18 protein-coding genes and 2 pseudogenes are annotated in these 19,013 nt (G+C 29.5%); 2 read left to right on the top strand and 18 right to left on the bottom strand.

Annotation, left to right across the window (positions count from 1 at the left end):
* Positions 1–46 precede the first annotated feature (46 nt).
* Entirely contained in the window at positions 47–739 is a 693-nt protein-coding gene (locus RR643_RS02645) for an ATP-binding protein (protein ID WP_332482239.1), read from the bottom strand.
* On the opposite strand from RR643_RS02645, the gene RR643_RS02650 reads away from it, so the two are divergent.
* On the top strand, positions 738–1,286 hold the full coding sequence (locus RR643_RS02650) for a TetR/AcrR family transcriptional regulator C-terminal domain-containing protein (protein WP_332482240.1): 549 nt from the start codon (positions 738–740) through the stop codon (positions 1,284–1,286). The genes RR643_RS02645 and RR643_RS02650 overlap by 2 nt on opposite strands.
* An 88-nt stretch (positions 1,287–1,374) precedes the next feature.
* A complete protein-coding gene (gene fucO / locus RR643_RS02655) occupies positions 1,375–2,520 on the top strand; it encodes a lactaldehyde reductase (RefSeq protein ID WP_332469253.1) in 1,146 nt (381 codons plus the stop codon).
* 36 nt (positions 2,521–2,556) lie between these two features.
* Here the strand turns inward: fucO and pyrR are convergent, their stop codons facing one another.
* The 17 genes and pseudogenes from pyrR to RR643_RS02730 form a co-directional block, all read right to left on the bottom strand.
* Positions 2,557–3,066, bottom strand: a complete 510-nt coding sequence (pyrR, locus tag RR643_RS02660) for a bifunctional pyr operon transcriptional regulator/uracil phosphoribosyltransferase PyrR (protein ID WP_332482241.1) — start codon at positions 3,064–3,066, stop codon at positions 2,557–2,559.
* Positions 3,067–3,115: 49 nt separating this feature from the next.
* Complete coding sequence (locus RR643_RS02665) at positions 3,116–4,300, bottom strand: nucleotide sugar dehydrogenase (protein ID WP_332482254.1); 1,185 nt, start codon at positions 4,298–4,300, stop codon at positions 3,116–3,118.
* Between the two features lie 367 nt (positions 4,301–4,667).
* A complete protein-coding gene (gene rfbD / locus RR643_RS02670; protein ID WP_332482242.1) occupies positions 4,668–5,579 on the bottom strand; it encodes a dTDP-4-dehydrorhamnose reductase in 912 nt (303 codons plus the stop codon).
* A 2-nt stretch (positions 5,580–5,581) separates the two neighbouring features.
* The gene (rfbC, locus tag RR643_RS02675) at positions 5,582–6,157 is read right to left on the bottom strand and encodes a dTDP-4-dehydrorhamnose 3,5-epimerase (protein WP_332482243.1); all 576 of its coding nucleotides are present in this window, start codon (positions 6,155–6,157) and stop codon (positions 5,582–5,584) included.
* A 482-nt stretch (positions 6,158–6,639) separates the two neighbouring features.
* The gene (locus RR643_RS02680) at positions 6,640–6,843 is read right to left on the bottom strand and encodes a hypothetical protein (RefSeq protein ID WP_332482255.1); all 204 of its coding nucleotides are present in this window, start codon (positions 6,841–6,843) and stop codon (positions 6,640–6,642) included.
* Positions 6,844–7,636: 793 nt separating this feature from the next.
* Positions 7,637–8,470: an NAD-dependent epimerase/dehydratase family protein gene (locus RR643_RS02685; RefSeq protein WP_332482244.1), complete on the bottom strand. Its 834-nt coding sequence runs from the start codon at positions 8,468–8,470 to the stop codon at positions 7,637–7,639.
* A gap of 224 nt (positions 8,471–8,694) precedes the next feature.
* Entirely contained in the window at positions 8,695–10,095 is a 1,401-nt protein-coding gene (locus RR643_RS02690) for a lipopolysaccharide biosynthesis protein (protein WP_332482245.1), read from the bottom strand.
* A 29-nt stretch (positions 10,096–10,124) separates the two neighbouring features.
* On the bottom strand, positions 10,125–11,252 hold the full coding sequence (locus tag RR643_RS02695) for an EpsG family protein (RefSeq protein ID WP_332482246.1): 1,128 nt from the start codon (positions 11,250–11,252) through the stop codon (positions 10,125–10,127).
* Between the two features lie 10 nt (positions 11,253–11,262).
* Complete coding sequence (locus tag RR643_RS02700; protein WP_332482247.1) at positions 11,263–12,222, bottom strand: glycosyltransferase family 2 protein; 960 nt, start codon at positions 12,220–12,222, stop codon at positions 11,263–11,265.
* A gap of 371 nt (positions 12,223–12,593) precedes the next feature.
* The gene (locus RR643_RS02705; RefSeq protein ID WP_332482248.1) at positions 12,594–13,691 is read right to left on the bottom strand and encodes a glycosyltransferase family 4 protein; all 1,098 of its coding nucleotides are present in this window, start codon (positions 13,689–13,691) and stop codon (positions 12,594–12,596) included.
* 184 nt (positions 13,692–13,875) lie between these two features.
* A pseudogene (locus tag RR643_RS11670) lies at positions 13,876–14,037 on the bottom strand (ATP-grasp fold amidoligase family protein); the annotation flags it as partial.
* 95 nt (positions 14,038–14,132) lie between these two features.
* Positions 14,133–14,357, bottom strand: a pseudogene (locus RR643_RS11675) (ATP-grasp fold amidoligase family protein); the annotation flags it as partial.
* 236 nt (positions 14,358–14,593) lie between these two features.
* Positions 14,594–15,691 (bottom strand): hypothetical protein, encoded by a 1,098-nt coding sequence (locus RR643_RS02710; protein ID WP_332482249.1) that lies wholly within the window; start codon positions 15,689–15,691, stop codon positions 14,594–14,596.
* A 13-nt stretch (positions 15,692–15,704) separates the two neighbouring features.
* Positions 15,705–16,283 (bottom strand): DapH/DapD/GlmU-related protein, encoded by a 579-nt coding sequence (locus tag RR643_RS02715; protein ID WP_332482250.1) that lies wholly within the window; start codon positions 16,281–16,283, stop codon positions 15,705–15,707.
* 12 nt (positions 16,284–16,295) lie between these two features.
* Entirely contained in the window at positions 16,296–17,291 is a 996-nt protein-coding gene (locus RR643_RS02720; RefSeq protein WP_332482251.1) for a hypothetical protein, read from the bottom strand.
* Between the two features lie 3 nt (positions 17,292–17,294).
* Positions 17,295–17,927, bottom strand: a complete 633-nt coding sequence (locus RR643_RS02725) for a sugar transferase (RefSeq protein ID WP_332482252.1) — start codon at positions 17,925–17,927, stop codon at positions 17,295–17,297.
* Positions 17,927–18,844, bottom strand: coding sequence for an NAD-dependent epimerase/dehydratase family protein (locus tag RR643_RS02730; protein WP_332482253.1), 918 nt, complete (start codon positions 18,842–18,844; stop codon positions 17,927–17,929). The genes RR643_RS02725 and RR643_RS02730 overlap by 1 nt, the downstream gene beginning before the upstream one ends.
* Positions 18,845–19,013: the final 169 nt, after the last annotated feature.

Genomic DNA, 19,013 nt, shown 5'->3' on the forward strand with positions numbered 1-19,013 from the left:
TAATAAAAGCACCTAGCTTTTGATAGAAGCAAGAAAGTAGGTTTATTTATTGAAGAAGCCCCTCTATTAAATTCAGTTGTTTAATTCCTTCATATGAGATAGATTCTTCTTCATCCACACTGATAATCAGTTTTTCATAGTTGTCAGCTATTTTTTGTAGCGGTGTTAACTCACGTTTTCTAACAACTTCCTCTGTCATTGATTCTGTAACCTGTATGTAGATTTTTTCATCTGCATTCGTTGCAATGAAGTCAATTTCTAAATTATCAATTTTTCCGATTGCAACATCATATCCGCGTCTTAAAAGTTCAAGATATACAATATTTTCTAAAATATGACCTCTGTCTCTATCTCTGATTCCTAAAAGATAATTTCTTAGACCAACATCCACAACATAATACTTTCCAAGTGTTTTAAGATATTCCTTCCGCTTGATATCAAATCGTTTTATCTCGTAGAAAAAATAAGATTCAAGCAAGACTTCAATATAATTTTGGATTGTATGCCCACTTGGTATACCTTTCCGTTTCGAATCTTCTAAAAGTCCTTCATTTACAAGTATATTTCCGATAGAAGTGGTCGAAACAATTGAACCAATGTTATCACTCAGGAGCATGATAATTTTTTTAAAAGAAGGGCATCCGATATCTGCCTTTGATTTCTTCCCTTCTCTCTTTCCAAAATATCGCGCACAACTACCGTGGAATAAATACCATCTGTGTGATAAACTATTGTACATGGATATTACGAAATTAAAACTTGCAAATTCAATCAAAACCTTGATGAAAACATGTCCTCTAGACAAAATTACAGTAACTGATATTGTCAAAGAAGCTCATTGTACACGTCAAACTTTTTATCGTCATTTTGTGGATAAATATGACTTAGTCAATTGGTATTTTGAAGAGTTAGTCATGCAATCTTTTAAAGAAATGGGACTTAGTAAAACACTCTATGAAGGACTAGTTAAAAAGTTCAATTTTATTGAACAAGAATACAATTTCTTTTATGAAGCTTTTTCAAGTAATGATGCCAATTCTTTAGTTCAATATGACTATGAAACAATACTTGATTTCTATACTAAAATCATTGAGAAAAAAACACACATACCACTAGATAATCAAACTACTTTTTTACTCAAGATGTATTGTAGAGGATCAATTGATATGACTGTTGACTGGGTAAAAAATGGTATGAAACTTCCACCCAAAGAAATAGCTACCCTATTAATACAAGCACTACCAGAACCTTTAAAAGAAGATTTATCGATACTAAAACTAAAATAAGTTACACTCCAAACAATGTGTAACTTATTTTTTTCTTGTGTACTTGTTAAAATAATCACAGATACATGTCACAAGGAGGAAAATGAAAATGACAAATCGTTTTATTTTAAATGGTACTTCTTACCATGGTGCTGGTGCTATTGGGCACATTAAAGACGAAGTAAAGAATTATGGTTTCAAGAAAGCATTTGTATGCTCAGATCCTGATTTAATTAAATTTGGAGTAACAGACAAAGTGTTAAAGGTATTAACTGATGCACAATGTCCTTATGTTATCTATGATGATATCAAACCTAACCCTACTATTGAAAATGTTCAACATGGTGTTGAAGCATTTAAAACAAGTGGTGCAGATTTTATTGTTTCTATTGGTGGAGGTTCTAGTATGGATACTGCCAAAGCGATTGGTATTATTATTACTAATCCAGAATTCGCTGATGTTAAATCATTAGAAGGTGTTGCCCCTACTAAAAATCCATGTGTTCCAACATTCGCAATACCTACTACTGCTGGAACTGCAGCTGAAGTTACAATTAACTATGTAATCACCGATGCAGCCAACAATAGAAAACTTGTATGCGTTGACCCTCACGATATCCCTGTAGTAGCCTTTGTAGACCCTGATATGATGTCAACTATGCCAAAAGGTCTAACTGCCGCTACTGGTATGGATGCCTTAACACACGCCATTGAAGGCTACATCACAAAGGGTGCTTGGGAGATGTCAGATATGATGCATCTAAAAGCAATCGAAATCATTTCAAGATCATTAAGAAAAGCAGTAGATAACGATCCTCAAGGTAGAGAAGATATGGCTTTAGGTCAATATATTGCAGGTATGGGATTCTCTAATGTAGGACTAGGTATTGTACACTCAATGGCTCATCCACTAGGTGCTCTATACGATACACCTCATGGTATCGCAAATGCGATTATTCTACCAACTGTTATGAAATACAATGCAGAATGCACTGGTGAAAAATACAAAGCAATCGCTGAAGCAATGGGAGTAAACACACAAGGCATGAGCCAAGAAGAATATCGTCAAGCTGCATGTGATGCTGTTCAACAATTATCTACTGATGTTGGTATTCCAACTAACTTAAAAGAAATTGTAAAAGAAGCAGACTTAGACTTCCTAGCACAATCCGCAATGGATGATGCATGCCGTCCAGGTAATCCTAAAGATCCTTCATTTGAAGATATAAAGAATTTATACATTTCACTACTATAAACGAATAAAGGTGCAACCAAATGGCTGCACCTTTACTTATTCTATACAAATGCTATCTACTTCATCGATTTCTGCCATTTTAACAGAAACTATTTCCTTCTTTGATGTAGGTAAATTCTTCCCTACATAATCAGCACGAATTGGTAATTCTCTATGACCTCGATCCACCAATACTGCTAAATGTATTTCTGCAGGCCTTGCATAATTCATGATACCATCCATCGCAGCACGTATCGTACGACCAGAAAACAATACATCATCAACAATAATCACAATTTTACCTTGAAGGTCAACATTAATCGTAGGAATATCCCCTACTTTTTTCTTCTCATCGTCTCTCCAATAATTAATATCTATCCCAACATACGGAACAGCTACTTCTTCAAAGTGATTAATTTTCTCAGCTAAACGTTTCGCCAAAAATTCTCCTCTAGTCTTAATTCCAACTAGAACTATATTATCTGTACCTTTATTCTTTTCTATTATCTCATGCGCAATTCTAGTAATTGAACGAGACATTCCTATTGCATCAACTATTTCTTTCATACAATTCCCTCACATGAGATATCATAGCATAAACAAATAATTTAAAAAACTAGTCTCTACTAAATAAATCTCTTGTATATATTTTATCGAAGACATCTTTTATTTCATCTGATAAACGATTCACAACAATTACATCAGATATTTCTTTGAATTCATTGATATCACGAATAACTCTTGAATTAAAAAAATAATCTTCTTTCAAAGCAGGTTCATACAATACAACTTCAATACCTTTAGCTTTTATCCGTTTCATAACACCTTGAATTGCTGATTGTCTAAAGTTATCAGAATCAGTTTTCATTGTTAATCGATAAATACCGACAATCTTAGGATTACGTCTAATTATCATATCTGCAATATGATCTTTTCGTGTTCTATTCGCATCAACAATTGCAGACATAAGATTTTGTGGCACATCTTCATAATTCGCAAGAAGTTGCTTAGTATCTTTAGGTAAACAATATCCACCATATCCAAATGAAGGATTATTATAATGACCTCCAATTCTTGGATCCAAACAAACTCCATCGATTATTTGATTCGTATTTAACCCTCTTATTTCAGCATAAGTATCTAACTCATTAAAAAATGACACTCTAAGTGCCAAATAGGTGTTTGCGAATAATTTAATTGCTTCAGCTTCTGTATAACCTGTATATCTCACTTCTATTTCTTCTTTAATTGCACCTTCTTGTAATAACAATGCAAATGTTTGTGCTGCTTTTACAAGTTTAGGATTATTTAAATCAGTTCCTACAATGATACGACTTGGATACAAATTATCATATAAAGCTTTACTTTCTCTTAAGAACTCAGGACTAAATAAAATATTTTTATTTCCTGTTTTTTGAATAATTGATTCCGTAAATCCTACAGGTATTGTTGATTTAATAACAATGATTGCGTTAGGATTTACTTTTGTTACTTCTTCAATAACACTTTCAACAGATGATGTGTCGAAATAATTTTTTTGTGCATCGTAATTTGTTGGTGTAGCCACCACAACAAAGTCGGCTTTTTCATATGCTTCTTTTCCATTTAAAGTCGCAACTAAGTTTAATTTGATTTCATTAAAAAATCTCTGTATTTCATTATCTTGAATAGGAGAGATTCTATTGTTTATCTTACTAATTCTGTCTTCAATAATATCTATTGCGATTACATGATTCTCTTGTGATAATAATGTTGCGATTGATAATCCTACATAGCCCGTACCTGCTACAACAATTCTTATACCACTAATATTCTCTTTTTTTGTAACAACTTCTTCGATATAGAAATCCTCTAGTTCGAATATTAGTGCTTTACATAGTGCTTCGAGTTGTTGGATTGATGGATAGTAATCACATTCTTCTAAATGGTTAAGCTCTGTGCAGTTAATATTTGTTAAGTTAGCTAATTCTTGTTGAGATACATTCATTTCTTTTCTAGCATTCACTATTTTTTCCGCAAGTAGTTTGATTAATAATTTCTTCATCGATAAGTTCCCCTTTATTGTTTTGCAATACACTGTTTTTATTTGAGTGACGATTGTTTTGCAATTTGAACTTCATAAAAATATTAAATTTCTATCCAATTTTAGGATAGTAACTTGAATTATATTATTTCACTTCTTTTAAATATCTGCTTAACGCATCCTGCCATGTTGGTAATGATTCAAAGCCATTTTCTACAAGTTTAGATTTATCTAAACGACTGTTAAATGGACGTTTTGCTTTAGAGGCACCATACTCCTCAGTAGTTACAGGAATAACATTCACCTCTACATTAGCTTGTTTAAAGATTTCTTTTGCAAAATCACACCAAGAAATATATCCGCCTTCATTAGTGACATGATAATAGCCATATTTATTAGTTTCAATCATATCGACTAGCAATCTTACTAAGTCAAATGTATATGTTGGTGTACCAATTTGATCATTGACTACTCTTAATTCTTTATACTTCTCACTTAGATTAAGCATTGTCTTAATGAAGTTATTGCCATTTAAACCAAATGCCCATGCAATTCGAACAATAAAATAATTATCTAATGTACTAGCTACTGCTATTTCACCATCTAACTTTGATTTTCCATATACATTTAGTGGTCCGTAATCTTTACAATCAGGAAGCCATGGACTTTCACCTTGACCATCAAAGACATAGTCAGTTGAAATATAAACCATCTTGGCATTTATTTTTTTTGCAGCTTTAACTAAATACTTAGTACCTTCTACATTAATATTTCTAACTAATTCTTGTTTATCTTCATCTTCTGCGTCATCCACTGCAGTCCATGCTGCACAATGTATAATTACATCTGGCTTAAATTTATTAATTGATTTATTAACCATCTCTTGATTTGTAATATCTAATTGAACATACGGCATAGTAATTATCGTGAATCCATCTTTTGTACCATTATAAGTATCTTTAATATCACTACCGATACCTTTATATCCACGTTTAGTTAATTCATTCATGACATCATGACCTAATTGACCACAGACTCCAGTTACAAATACCTTCATTATTAACAGTTCTCCTTATACTTAAACTGATTATTAGCTTTAGAGAGCATTGGCCCTACCTTATCTTTTTCACTTAATACCGGAACAATTCCATTTAATAATTGACCCCAATCAACATTAATACTAGGATCATCATACCGAGTACTTCCTTCGGATTCTTTATTATATACATTATCCACTTTATATCTAAATTCTACATCGTCAGTTAAAGTTAAAAAACCATGAGCAAATCCTTGAGGAATAAAGAATTGTTTATGATTTTCAGCGCTTAATTCGCAACTAACATACTTTCCATATGTTGGACTACCTTTTCGAATATCTACTACAACATCAATTACTGTTCCCTTAGTGCAAGAAACAAGTTTTGATTGAGCATATGGTGGATTTTGCCAATGTAATCCTCTTAGTGTTCCTTTTTGGGCACTAAACGACATATTGTCTTGCACAAAATCTACGTTAATTCCCATTTCTTGATATTTAGCCTTGTTATAAGTTTCGGTGAAATATCCACGATGATCACCAAATACATCTGTTTCAATAATTAATAATCCTTCAATTTCTGTCTTAATAATTTTCATCAAATAATCCCCTATCTTAATTGTTCCAAATATTTACCAACAACATCCTTTTAAATATTGTCCATATTGATTTCTTTTCATTACTTATATATCATTAATATTCCTTCCTTAAAAAAATCCATCTATTTAAATAGGAAATTTCTTCAAGGCATGCAATCTTTGATATAGATAAGATTCAATTCTCTTAACAATGTTATTCGTTTCAACTGGACTTTCATGAGTGCATGTATCTTAACAAGCAAATCCTTGTCCTAATAGTTCTACATTTAATTCATTATTTCCAAATAGATTCTGTTTGAATCTGTTATTTCAAGTTCTCCTTGAGCACTTAGTTTTAATTTCTTGCATACGTTACAACGTCATTTCATAAAAATATAAAACAGTTACACAATAATTTCTCTTTGACTTACTTAACTTTTCTTCTATACTAATGGCTTTTCTTTCATTATTGAATTCTACAATTTTAAAATGTTCTGGATTATCTACATAATATTCAAAACTATAGTTCCTTTACCATTCCCATCATTCTCTATAGTTTGATACAACCGTTTACATAATCCGTATCGAGTAAAAAAATTATCACCTAAAACCTTGGCAACTTTGATGTCACCAATAAACTCTTTTCCTATAATAAATACTTGAGTTAATCCATCCGAACTTGATTGAACTGCATATTGTAAATTAATCTCAAATTTACTTCAATTATCCAATAATTCTTCAAAGTTCAGTGTGTCTATTAGCATTGCAATAATTAAAATATCAATGATCTAGCATATATTAATATACTCATTGGATAATAAATCATTGGTTTATCATAAATAGGTAATAACAGTTTACTTGCTACTTTTGTAAGAGTATTCAATCATGTACTAGATTCTCTATCTAATATAATTTTCTTCGTTTCTCTTCTCATTTTGTTCAAACAAAATATAAAAATGCCATATTATCATCTTCATGTGTTTTTTTAATCAAATGTTTAAGTATTCTTAATAATACTTAATATATTTCCTATTCACCTTACAAACAGAGTTTCTAAAGTCTTAATATTTATATAAGATAATTTCATATTAACTACTAGGACAACAACATCGATACGCGATTAAAACATCTATATTATCAAAAAGCAAATAACTTGAATGTAGATTTACTCTACAAAATTAAAATATGGTTTTAAAATAAATGGAGTATTTTTTATCTAAATATATTAAATTAGTTATTACTCGACTAGTGAATTAATACAACTTATTAAATAATAAAAGCAGTAGCGCTATATTATAAACAACATTGGAACCAAAAAAACTTCAATAATTATTAATTATTGTAATACCTAAAAAATTTAAAAGTAACAATAGCTAGTTTGGTTAGTCACATTAATATGTATTTTATCATAATGTGTCATTCACTTTTTGTTAAGAATTTCCCTTAGAATTTTAATTTTGATAAATGCATGACTTGTACAGCTCAGCCAGAATTAAATATCTATTTTCTTTCTTTTTTTATTTTTTCAATCTTATAGTTATTTCCCCACACAGCTTTTGAATCATAAGGTCTATCTGGGAATACTCCATATTTAAGCTTTATGCTAAATCCGTTCTCGACAATGAATTTTTCAACTCTATCTGCTAATTTCTCCGGTCTTCCAGTGCAAATATTGACTATTCCATTTACTCTATCTTGTTCAATGGTTGCTGCAACTTGAAGACAAAAATCATCATAATTTATAAAATCAAACTGATTTAATCCCATAGTAAAAGGAAACTCTTTTTTCCCCTCTTCACTTGCCGCTTTATACAATTTAGAGAAAATTGATGATCCGTATGCAGTATTGCCCACAATATAATAACCTCTTAACCATTGATAGTTCCTACCATATGTTTTTGCCATATATTCGACATCCTGACGAAGAGCATTCTTCGAAATCCCATATAAACTCATTGGATTACAAGGAGATCTTTCATCGATACTTCCTTCCCAAAATCCTACTTCATGCATAGAACCCATGACTGCAATATTTTTTACATTACTTTTGAATATTTTCTCAATGAATAAGTGATGTTTTGGTAAATCAATAATATGACTATTAGCATTGTGTATAAATCCATCTCTCCATGCCATGTGAAGAACAACATCCGGATTGCCAAAGTATGAGTACGGATCTTCAATAGAGAATAAATCACAATTTACTTTGCTTGATCTACTATCTACTTTATCTGTTTTAAAATCTGTTGCTATGACTTCCATACCATCATCAAGCAATTGCTTAACAACTCCAAGACCTAAATAGCCATTTGCCCCAGTAACTAATATTTTCATTTCGTTCACCCCTCAATATTTTTTTATACATAACTTAGAATAATTTTTGTGCTCACAACAAATAATTTCTCTTGATTTTTCATCATAAAAAAAGCAACAATCATTTTGAATTTAAGTTCTTTGATGGAAATATTGTTATTCAGTTTCAAGTTAAAAATATTACTTTTTTTTGATGATTTTTTGTTATATTTCAAAATAACAAACGGAATCAACTATAAGTTATTCTACATTCTAATTTTTTTTCTCATTAACATTTTTAATAAACAGATAATTTGCTTAAACTCTTTGTGCATAAATATACGCGCACAAAAAACAACCGTAACACAGTAAACTATACATCCTGATATAGCACCTAACAAATAGCCTGCACATAAAAATACACCTATTGTAAGAATCATATAGATAATTTCATTAAATTTCATTGATACATTATTAAAATCAATTTGACACAAAACAAGCCAAAACATTGCAGACAACAGCGTTCCAATCGCGAACGCTTCTTTAACTGGATACACTTCAAAACACAACCAATTTAATATTACACCAACCACTACTACCAAACACAATTTTATAAAATATTCACGTTGTCGTTTTTGTGCTTTATACAGATTAGTATATATACTTTGTACAATAATAAAAAATAATTGTGCTGCAAAGAGAATGAATAATGAGTCAGCAGCTTCTATATACTTAGGTAAATATACATCAAGTATAAATTTTGCTGGATAAGCACACGAAATCAAAGCAGAAGAGAATAACAAAATCATTCTTCTCACATTCACTATTTCATTATTTGTTCTTCCTTGACAAAAATAGTTATATAACGTTGTTGTAACCGGTGTAACTGCATAATTTAGAAAACTAACCATTGATACAGAAAAACTATATTGCGCAAAAGCAGTAGTATTCATCAATACTTTAACAAACCAGCGGTCCATGCCTACCATTATTAGTGAACAAAAATTACCAAGCATTAGAAACATACCATTCTTAATATTTGTAAAAAAAACTCGAGGCAAAAACGATCTATATAGTTTTACTGATCCTAATATTTTTCTTCTAAAGCTTTCTTCTAGTATTAGCCACACAACAATATAAACAACACAATAGCAACTTATATATATAAAATAATTGTCATTTCTTAGTATTAGCAAAACAATATTTACACAAAATAGCATAAGTGTGTTTGCTTTAATTATCAAACTATAAAACTTAAAATCTCCAGTGGCTTGGCAAACACCTTTAAAACAATTTGCCATATTATAAGGTAATATCGAAAGTGCAATAACCATTAATACCTTATCTTTAAAAATAAATGCAAATACTATAGCACCTAATGAAACTAACATCTGAAATATTCTAATTGTTGATAATTCTGATGCCAAATCAACGGATACAATATCTTTCTTACTTTTGCCACCATATTTAAGATATAATCCATCCGCAAACCCAAGGTGAAGGATTCCTATATAATTAAGATATAGTTGATAAGTTTTTATATAAGCATAGCTTTCAACTGAAAGATACTTTGGTAAAACAAAGTTTGTGAGTAAGCTAATAACTAAATTAATTAAGTTTGCTCCTAGAATTAAAAAAATACCTCGTTCTAAACTTCTATTATCCATAGTTTTCACTCCCTCATTTATATTCAAATCTAACTAGTTTGAAAGAAAACCCAAAATGTATTATTTATATCGGTATTAATATTGAAATAATAATTTAGAGCAACAGCAAATATAAATAGGATTAAAAGTCCAAGATTCTTTTTCTTTATCACAATTACATCGAGTAATGCATAATTCATTATTGAAATATTTCTGAAAATTCTAAAAAAATTAATATTAATAGTCAACAACGGAAATAAACAAGCTAAAACTATGTTATTCCAAAATAATCTTTCATAGTTTGATCCTATCTTTTTTGCTGTTTGATATTTAAATATTTTGTATGCGATAAATATAAAAATCAATTCTAAAAACCAATAAAGAATAAAACCCCATTGTATATTCCAATTAACATAAGCAGAAACTTTGGATTCATTGATCAGCGCAAAAATATTGAAAACTAATTGTTGAATTTCACCTGACGATCGAAGTAGAAAAGAAAACAATACTGATAATATAAATATAATTCCAAGAGTTCTTTGCTTCCATTTTTTTTCTAAAATATCATAATCTGCTAATAACAAAACATAATAAATCACAGACAGACTATGTATTGATGAAGCTATCGCAATAGCAAGACAAAACTTCATACGTCCCACAATTGTTCTTTCACTTAGAAAATGTAGCGCATAAATGATGATTCCTAAAGCCAAAAAATTTCTTACTTGTATTACATCTAAAGTAAACGGATAAACTGCATATATAGAAAAGCATATATTCTTATTAAATCCAAGTTTATTAATACCTTTATACATTAATATTATTGACGAACAAATTACAATCCCACGGAACCATTCAAACGATAAATGTAAATTTGATGCAAAACTCGAAATCAAATAATAACCAATTTCGAAGACATTTTTGTTCAAGACTCTATAATGTCTTATATATACATCTATATCCGGAACATTAATTGTCTTAATAGATATGTATAACATCATTATGATAAGTATAAATAATAAGAAATTATCAAGAGGCCTATATATTACAAATTTACCGTATCTAAACTGTCTATTTTGATATGATATTTGCTTTTTTTTTACCCGATTTATACCTACTAATAAATTAAGTATACAAATTATGCAGTAAGTATAAAACAGCGAATAATTAATTTGCATTAGTCCACTCCTATTTTCTATTTAAAAAAATACAACTAACATCACCTATCAACATACGAAAATTTCGATAGTATTTTCTATAGAGTAAAACATATTCTATCGTTATATGTTGATTTTTAAACAACGTTACTCTTGCATCACAAAATTCACTTATTTTTTCCAGATAAGTTTTAGTACTTTTTATCTCATTACCTTGAGGCATCTTATTCAATAAAGACAAAAATTTATCTATATTATTTTTATAAGTTAGCGCTTCTTGCAATCTAACTTCAGTTCTCTTAATTTTATTAGAAACTCCATGCATAGGTGAACTAGCATTCGTTGAATGAATTCTATACTTAATTAATGGTAAATCAATATAGTATGATTTCCCTAATAAAACTCCCATTTTCCAATACAACGCATCGTGCGGTATTGATTGTTCAAATTCTATCGATTGTAATAAAGAAATAAATCCACTCCGTATAACCATTGTACACCCTGGAGAAATTTCGTATATAAACTTTTTTGTAAGTAATACTTTTTTAATATCTCCTGTTGAATATGAATTAAACGGTAACGTCATTGGTGTATCTGCTAATTTTTTTCCATTTTCATCTATTAAAGAAATACGACATGCTAATACGTCAATTAAAGGATTTTCAATCATAATTTCAATCATCGTCTGTATTTTATCCCGTTCCCATATATCATCTTGATCGCAGAAAAAAACAAATTCACTTGTTGCCTTTTGACATGCGTTATGAAAATTAACTATCCATCCAACATTCTTTTCATTTGAGAATACCTTCCAATTATATAAATTCCACTTTTCTATATACTCTCTAATTATTTTTACTGTAGCATCCGTAGAACAATCATCAATTATTATCACTTCACTAGGAGACATACTTTGAGTTCGCAGAGACTCCATCTGTTCAAGTATATATTTACTACCATTATAAGTAGTCATTACGATTGAAATGTCCATTTTATTCTCCTTTCTGATAGTTGATTATAAAATGATTTCATCTTACCTTCTTCAAAATATCCGATTTTTCCAAGTTCTCATCGTATCAAAAGTTCCAAAACCTATTCACCAAACTCTGATGAAGACGACAAAATATATTTCTGAAGTTTACTAATAAATTTATTTTCATCAGTGTTTGTTACGTGTTACCATTGTAATCATCTCTAATGACATTTAGTAGTTCTCTAGTACAATCAAACGAAATACAAGGTACCAAACCAGTTCACTTCTAAAGTACTATCACAAACCTTATATTCTCGATGTAAATTAAATAAGGATGCACCTTTATAAATAGTATGAATTTCTTTCTTGTAGATAATAATTTTACGCATTTATTTAAATATTTTATCCCATTGGTCAAAAATTTTATCGTTATCCCATGATGAAATTGAATTAAATGCAGTTTCTCCCATTGTGATTAAATTTTCTTGTCTCATATCAATTATTTTATTAATTGTATTAATCATCTCTACCTTATTTTTGTTTTCTACAAGAAAACCATTTTCATTATCTATTATGATGTCTCTCGGACCACTCGGACAGTTAAAAGAAATGCAGGGTATTCCAAAAGACATAGCCTCAATTAGTACCATACCAAAGCCCTCAGTTCTAGACGTAATTATAAAAGCTGAAGCATTTTTATAAATATTTTCAACATTTTTTTGAGCTGGCTTTAACGTAACTGTATCTCTCAAATTAAGTTTGTCAATTAGTTTTTCTAAGTTTTCCTTTTCTTCACCATCTCCAACTATTAATAACCTCCAACCTTTCTTATCATTTATTTTCGCCCATAATTCAAGTAAAACATCTTGTTGCTTATCTTTAGTAAGTCTACCCACATTAAGCATAATTTTAGTATCAAGCTTATTTCTAGAAATAGCCTTGAAGGTAACTAGATGAGGTATGAAAAAAGCATTGCAACCCCATTTCAAGTATTCTTCTACATCCGTTTTATTTGGCACTGAAACACAGTATGACCTTGGATATACTATTTTTTTGAGCAAGGAATAAATCATATTATAAGCATTTATAGATGCATGTTCACTAACAACTAGTTTATTTTTTGCATTCTTATTATCAGCAACAAAACATTCAAAACCATTTAAAGGCGTTGTAATATAGATGTAATCATATTCAATTAGTTTAAGTATTTTTTTTAATTTTCTCATTGAATAAATACTGTTTAAAACGGAAAAATAAATACGTTTTATTTTAGATATTTTTAAATCAAACATAGAATATGTACAAGGAGCGTCTATGCATATTAAATCTACCTCTTTTGGCACAGCATAAAATGGAGCATCATTTATCTTTAGAATGATTGTAATATCATATTTATCTTTCCAAGACTTTAATAAATTAGCTACAACTCTTTCTTTACCCCCAGATTTGTCAAAACTAGTTAGATAGACAATAATTTTTTTCTTCATTTTTTACCTCAATTTTTCTGGCAACTCAAGCCATAGTCCAATTTTCTTATTCCATTCTTCAGATGTTATTCTACCTAATCCAGAAGTTGGATAAAATGTTAATTCTCTAAATTTTTTCGTTTATTTCATTAAAATCAATTCTTAAGAAATTTTTTTTGATAGGTTTTCTAGTAATTGAATCATTTCAGCCAGTTTTTGGGGCAGATGATTTTTTTCTAAAATTTGGTGGGACAGACTCTTCTCCAAATGGTAATAAATTACCTTCTCTGTCATAATAATTTGCACCATGATTTGAAAATCTATGAAAATCAATTTTAAAATACTTCACAGTCCCATTAAAACAAAAAAAATTATAATCAAATTAATTATTTCCTTTTTCTGACTCTAGCAATGTTTCCGCAATAATTCTTGGTTTGACAATTTTATATAGCCATTCTCTACCTAAATATAAAAAAAATCAAAGTTAAGTTTTTTCCAACTTTTTTTTACTATCTCTTTATTAAAATTCGTTTTATCTTTACAAATGAATATTCCACCCAAATGATGTGCACATTTAAGCACAAACTTTTCTGAAATATTTTCAAAATTTATATCATCAAAATTATTATATGCTCCAAGAGTAGGTACTATATATTCACATCCTATTATGTTAACAACATACTGTTTCGCGTCATATTTTTATCAACCATGTTCACATATATTTTTTTCTATCATATAACTTTAACCATTGAAATTTTTCATTAAAAGTTTCAAGTTTGTTTAAATCAAGTCTTTTCCCAACATTATTCTGCTCGATATTTTTAAATATTGTTCGTCTGGTATTAGTTTAAAAAAACCTAATTGAGCTAATTTTCAAAATATAATTCTCGGTTTTTTTAATGCTTTAATTATTTTATTCATGCTTAATTATCTCCAAATATTATATATTGATAAATTTTTTCATTTAATTCATCTTGTGATTTTTGAATTTCTTTTAATGCTAATTGACATCCTTTGCGTATCTTTTCTTGATCTAATTCATGATACTTATTATAAATAACATCTCCAAGCCTATTAAAATCTAAAGATGTGATACCTATATCCATATTATGTTCTTTTGCATATTTATATGTATAAGAAGATTTAAAAACCAAAATGGGAATTTGCAGTGCTACTGCATAATATAATTTAATTGGCAAAAGAGTATCACAATGCACGTTATCTTCCGCATTGATAGAGTAAATAACATCAGCCATTGACAAATAATTTGCGGTTTCTGAAGGCTTGAATGAGCCACGAATATAGACATTACTAAATCCCTTCTCGACAGTATATGTTTTCCACACTTCACATCCTGTCCCAACAAGTGATAATTTAAACCTATTGTCATTTCCTAGTACATCAATAACTTTTTTCATCGTATCAGGAAAACTCATTCTACCTATAAACATTAAATTTATACAATCATTCAAAGATTTCTTAACTTTGATTGGTTGTAAATTTTGAGTGACAAGCTTATTAAAACTATGAACAAACAAATAATCGTACCTTGGAAATACTTCTTTAAAATAATCAGAAGATACAGTTGCAAATGAACAACCAATTAATGCTTGTTTATACCTCCACTGCACAGGAAAAATTCGATTCATATTTTCGTCTCGAATATTGATACAATACCTATTTTTATAATGTCGTTTAAGGAAATCAGAAAACATGAATATTGTAAATTCATTCCAAACAATAATAAAATCATAGATTTCACAATTAATTATATTTATTGCGTATTTTCGAAATGACCAATAATTTAGAAATTTGCGTAAGAATGACCATCTAGGTTTTATGAATATTTCATGTCTATACAATTGATTTGCACCATCGTAGTTCTCGACTTCGTGATATTTATCAATATATATTATGTCGTACATTATATTTTCTTGATCAAGTTTCTCTGTGTACAAAGAAATCAAAGTCATATGTTTAATATTTGCCGTACTCAAAATGCAGACTTTTCTTTGTCTCATCAATCTTTCCTCCTTATAGTTTTTCCCATTTATTCATACAAGAATTCCATTTCTTGATTACTTTTGCCGGTGAACCAACAGCAATACATTCACTTTCGATAGTCCCGATCACTACCGAATTAGCTCCAACAATACAACCTGATCCAATTTTACTTCCTGGTAGAATTACGACATTTTCCCCTATCCAAACATTGTCTCCAATTTCTACAGTTTTTGAATATAACTCTCTACTATTAGGTGATACAAAAGGTGAGTCTTGAATCTTTCCATTATATCTTCCATGGCTTGTATCACTAATAAAAACTTTTGACGCTATAAGTACATTGTCTCCAATCGTTACAGAATTATAAGCAACCACATGAACATTATCTCCAATCTCACAATATTCACCTATATGCAAAGTTTTCTTATCACCAATAAGATCGAATCTGCATGAATATCCTGTTGTTAACATTACAGCACCTTCTAAGCCTCTTTTTCCACGAATGTATATCGGCCGCCTAATTAAACGCGCTTGAGGGTACGAAAACTTTGTCAAAATAAGAGATAATGAGATACTAAGTAGTTCCGATATAGAATATTTATTTGCCATATAATATCTCCTTTAACTCAAAACATCAAAAATCCAACATTGTAGAGAATATTTTTTATAAATCGAATCGTCTAATTGTTCATATTGTGTGTGCAAGAAGTTCGGTTCAATATAAACATTATTTCGATCAACAACGCTAATATTATTTGGATTATAGAAATCATAATCTTTTATAGCCTCGTTGGTAGTAATCATCTTTTTGTTCATTCCAATCATTTCTATTGTTCTCATTGTTAAGCCTGTTTGTTTTGGATGTTGCACATCTAATGTAATTCTCGAATCATCAATAATATTCACTAATTCATCACTACTTTTCATCTCTAAGTCAAAATCTGAAATTCTAGTTCTTCGGAATTCTTTTTTTGTTACTTTATAGAAATAATAAATGAATTTGCTTTGTAAATAGCAAAACAAATAAATACTCATATTATTTGTTTTAGCAATTTGTTTAACTTGTTTAATAACCGCATAACGATCAGAATGTATAGTACCGGCAAAACATATATCATATTTATAAGGTTTATCTCTTAATATATGACGAAATTCATCAGCATAGAACAACGGCCTAAACTTTAATTCAGGATATATTTTGCAATCATTCTTGTCAAAAGAATGAAGGATATCAAAAAATTTAAATTTATCAGTCACTCCAGAAATGTTATCTATAGAATCCCACAAGTAAAGACACATTTTTGCATTCGGATACTCTTCTTTTAATTTCTCAAGAATAACAATTGGTGTCATGTCGCATTTAACTATTAAAATATAATCATACAACTTACCCTTATTTTGTTTAATAATATTTTCATAATATCGCTGGCTTCTATTTGAAAATATCTTAGGTGATATTTTTACAAGTGCTCTATCTATAGCTTTTGTGACAGATCGTTCGTCATACATATCAACGAAAGCACCAAGTTCCTCCATCTTATCTTTGATTATTTGTTCATAGTTAAAAAATGCAGGAGAGAAAAACAAAATATTTTTTCCATCTATACAACATTTCATACCTTATTTCTTCCTCTTCCCATTCTTCTTCGTCGCACCCGTCCCGCCTTCAACAATACCATCACTTCTTAAAACGTTTAGTATAGTTCCATAGAAACATTTCACATCCATTGCGAAGCTACACTTTTCAACATATTCACCATCAAGTTTAGCTTTCACATCAATCTCAAGCTCATCTCTTCCATTAATTTGTGCCCAACCAGTTAGCCCTGGAACAACATCATTAGCACCATATTTCTCACGTTCAACATATAAATCATCTTGATTCCAAAGGGCTGGACGCGGTCCAATAATTGACATTTCACCTTTCCAGATATTGAAAATTTGAGGTAATTCGTCAAGACTAGTCTTTCTTAAAAATCTACCAACTCTTGTAATATATTGTTCTGGATTTTTTAATAAATGTGTTGGTGTGTCATGTGGTGTGCACATTTTCATACTTCTATATTTATAGATTTGAAAGAATTGTTTTTCTCCGTTTTTATTTTTGGCTATTCTTTTTTGTTTAAAGAATACCGGTCCTGGGTCATCTACTTTAATGAAGATTGCTAAAATTAACCAAATCGGAATGAATATAATAATTCCGATCGTACTCAATACAATATCCAATAATCTTTTAATAAATTTTTTATACATTATAATACCTCTTTGATATATTCCTTCACTTCAGCTTTTATACCCTCAGCAAAAGTTCTTGGATTATAACCAAATACCTTCATTGCATCATCGTGTGAGTAACATCTAGGTTCGCAAAGTCTTTGTACTTTCTCACGATAATCTTTCTTTTTGAAAGAAACGTAAAATAAAACATTTGCTCCGAAATAAGCTATATTAAAAGGAATGTTGATAAAATGTATCTTTTTTCCTAAATTATTCGCTATTTCAATTAATATATCCCTTAGTTCTACTTCATTCCCACCCGACAAATCAAAATCATTATTTGCTGTTAGTGTTTCATTCAATAAAACTTTGTAATAAGCTTCTGCTAAATCTTCATAATGAACTGGCTGTAATTTATATCTTGCTCCATTGATAACAGGCATAATTGGGAGTTTGTCAACCATCTTTACAAATTTGATTATATTATTATCCTTGATATTTCCATAAATCATTGTTGGTCTTAAAATCGTTAGAGCAATTTTATTCTCTTTACATGTTCTATAACAATAATCATCAATAAGTCTATATTCTTCACCAGCTTCTTTGTATTTTGAATATATACCTGTCGTATGAACTAATATCAGTCTTCTTACATTGTTAAGAGAAGCATGTTTGCAAATTTTTTTCGACATTTTAATACTTGCAATATGTACAATAGTATCAACATCTTTTAATGCGCTATTCAAATATTTTTCATCATTTAGATTACCCTCACAAACTTCACATTTATATAATTGTTTATCTATACCATTTAGTTTTGAAGTATTTCTAACAAGTATCTTGATTCCATCAGGGAACATTTCTTTTACTTCATCAATATGTTCAATTACTTGTCTTAAAAACGCAGAGCCCGACTTTGGTCCAGTGACTCCTGTTATCGCTAAAATTTTCATACAATCTTACCTTTCCTCTAAATGTTCATATAATTAATGAATGAAAATGTGAATTTATTACTTTAATCTTTACTATAGACATTATTTCTTATCCATTTTCTAATAAATAAAAATAGCTACGCTACCCAGACTAAATCTAGGCATGTAACTATGTCCTTAGTTTGTGTTA

The organism is Anaerorhabdus sp., assembly GCF_036637135.1.
In the GTDB taxonomy this organism is placed as follows: Bacteria; Bacillota_I; Bacilli_A; order Erysipelotrichales; family Erysipelotrichaceae; genus Anaerorhabdus.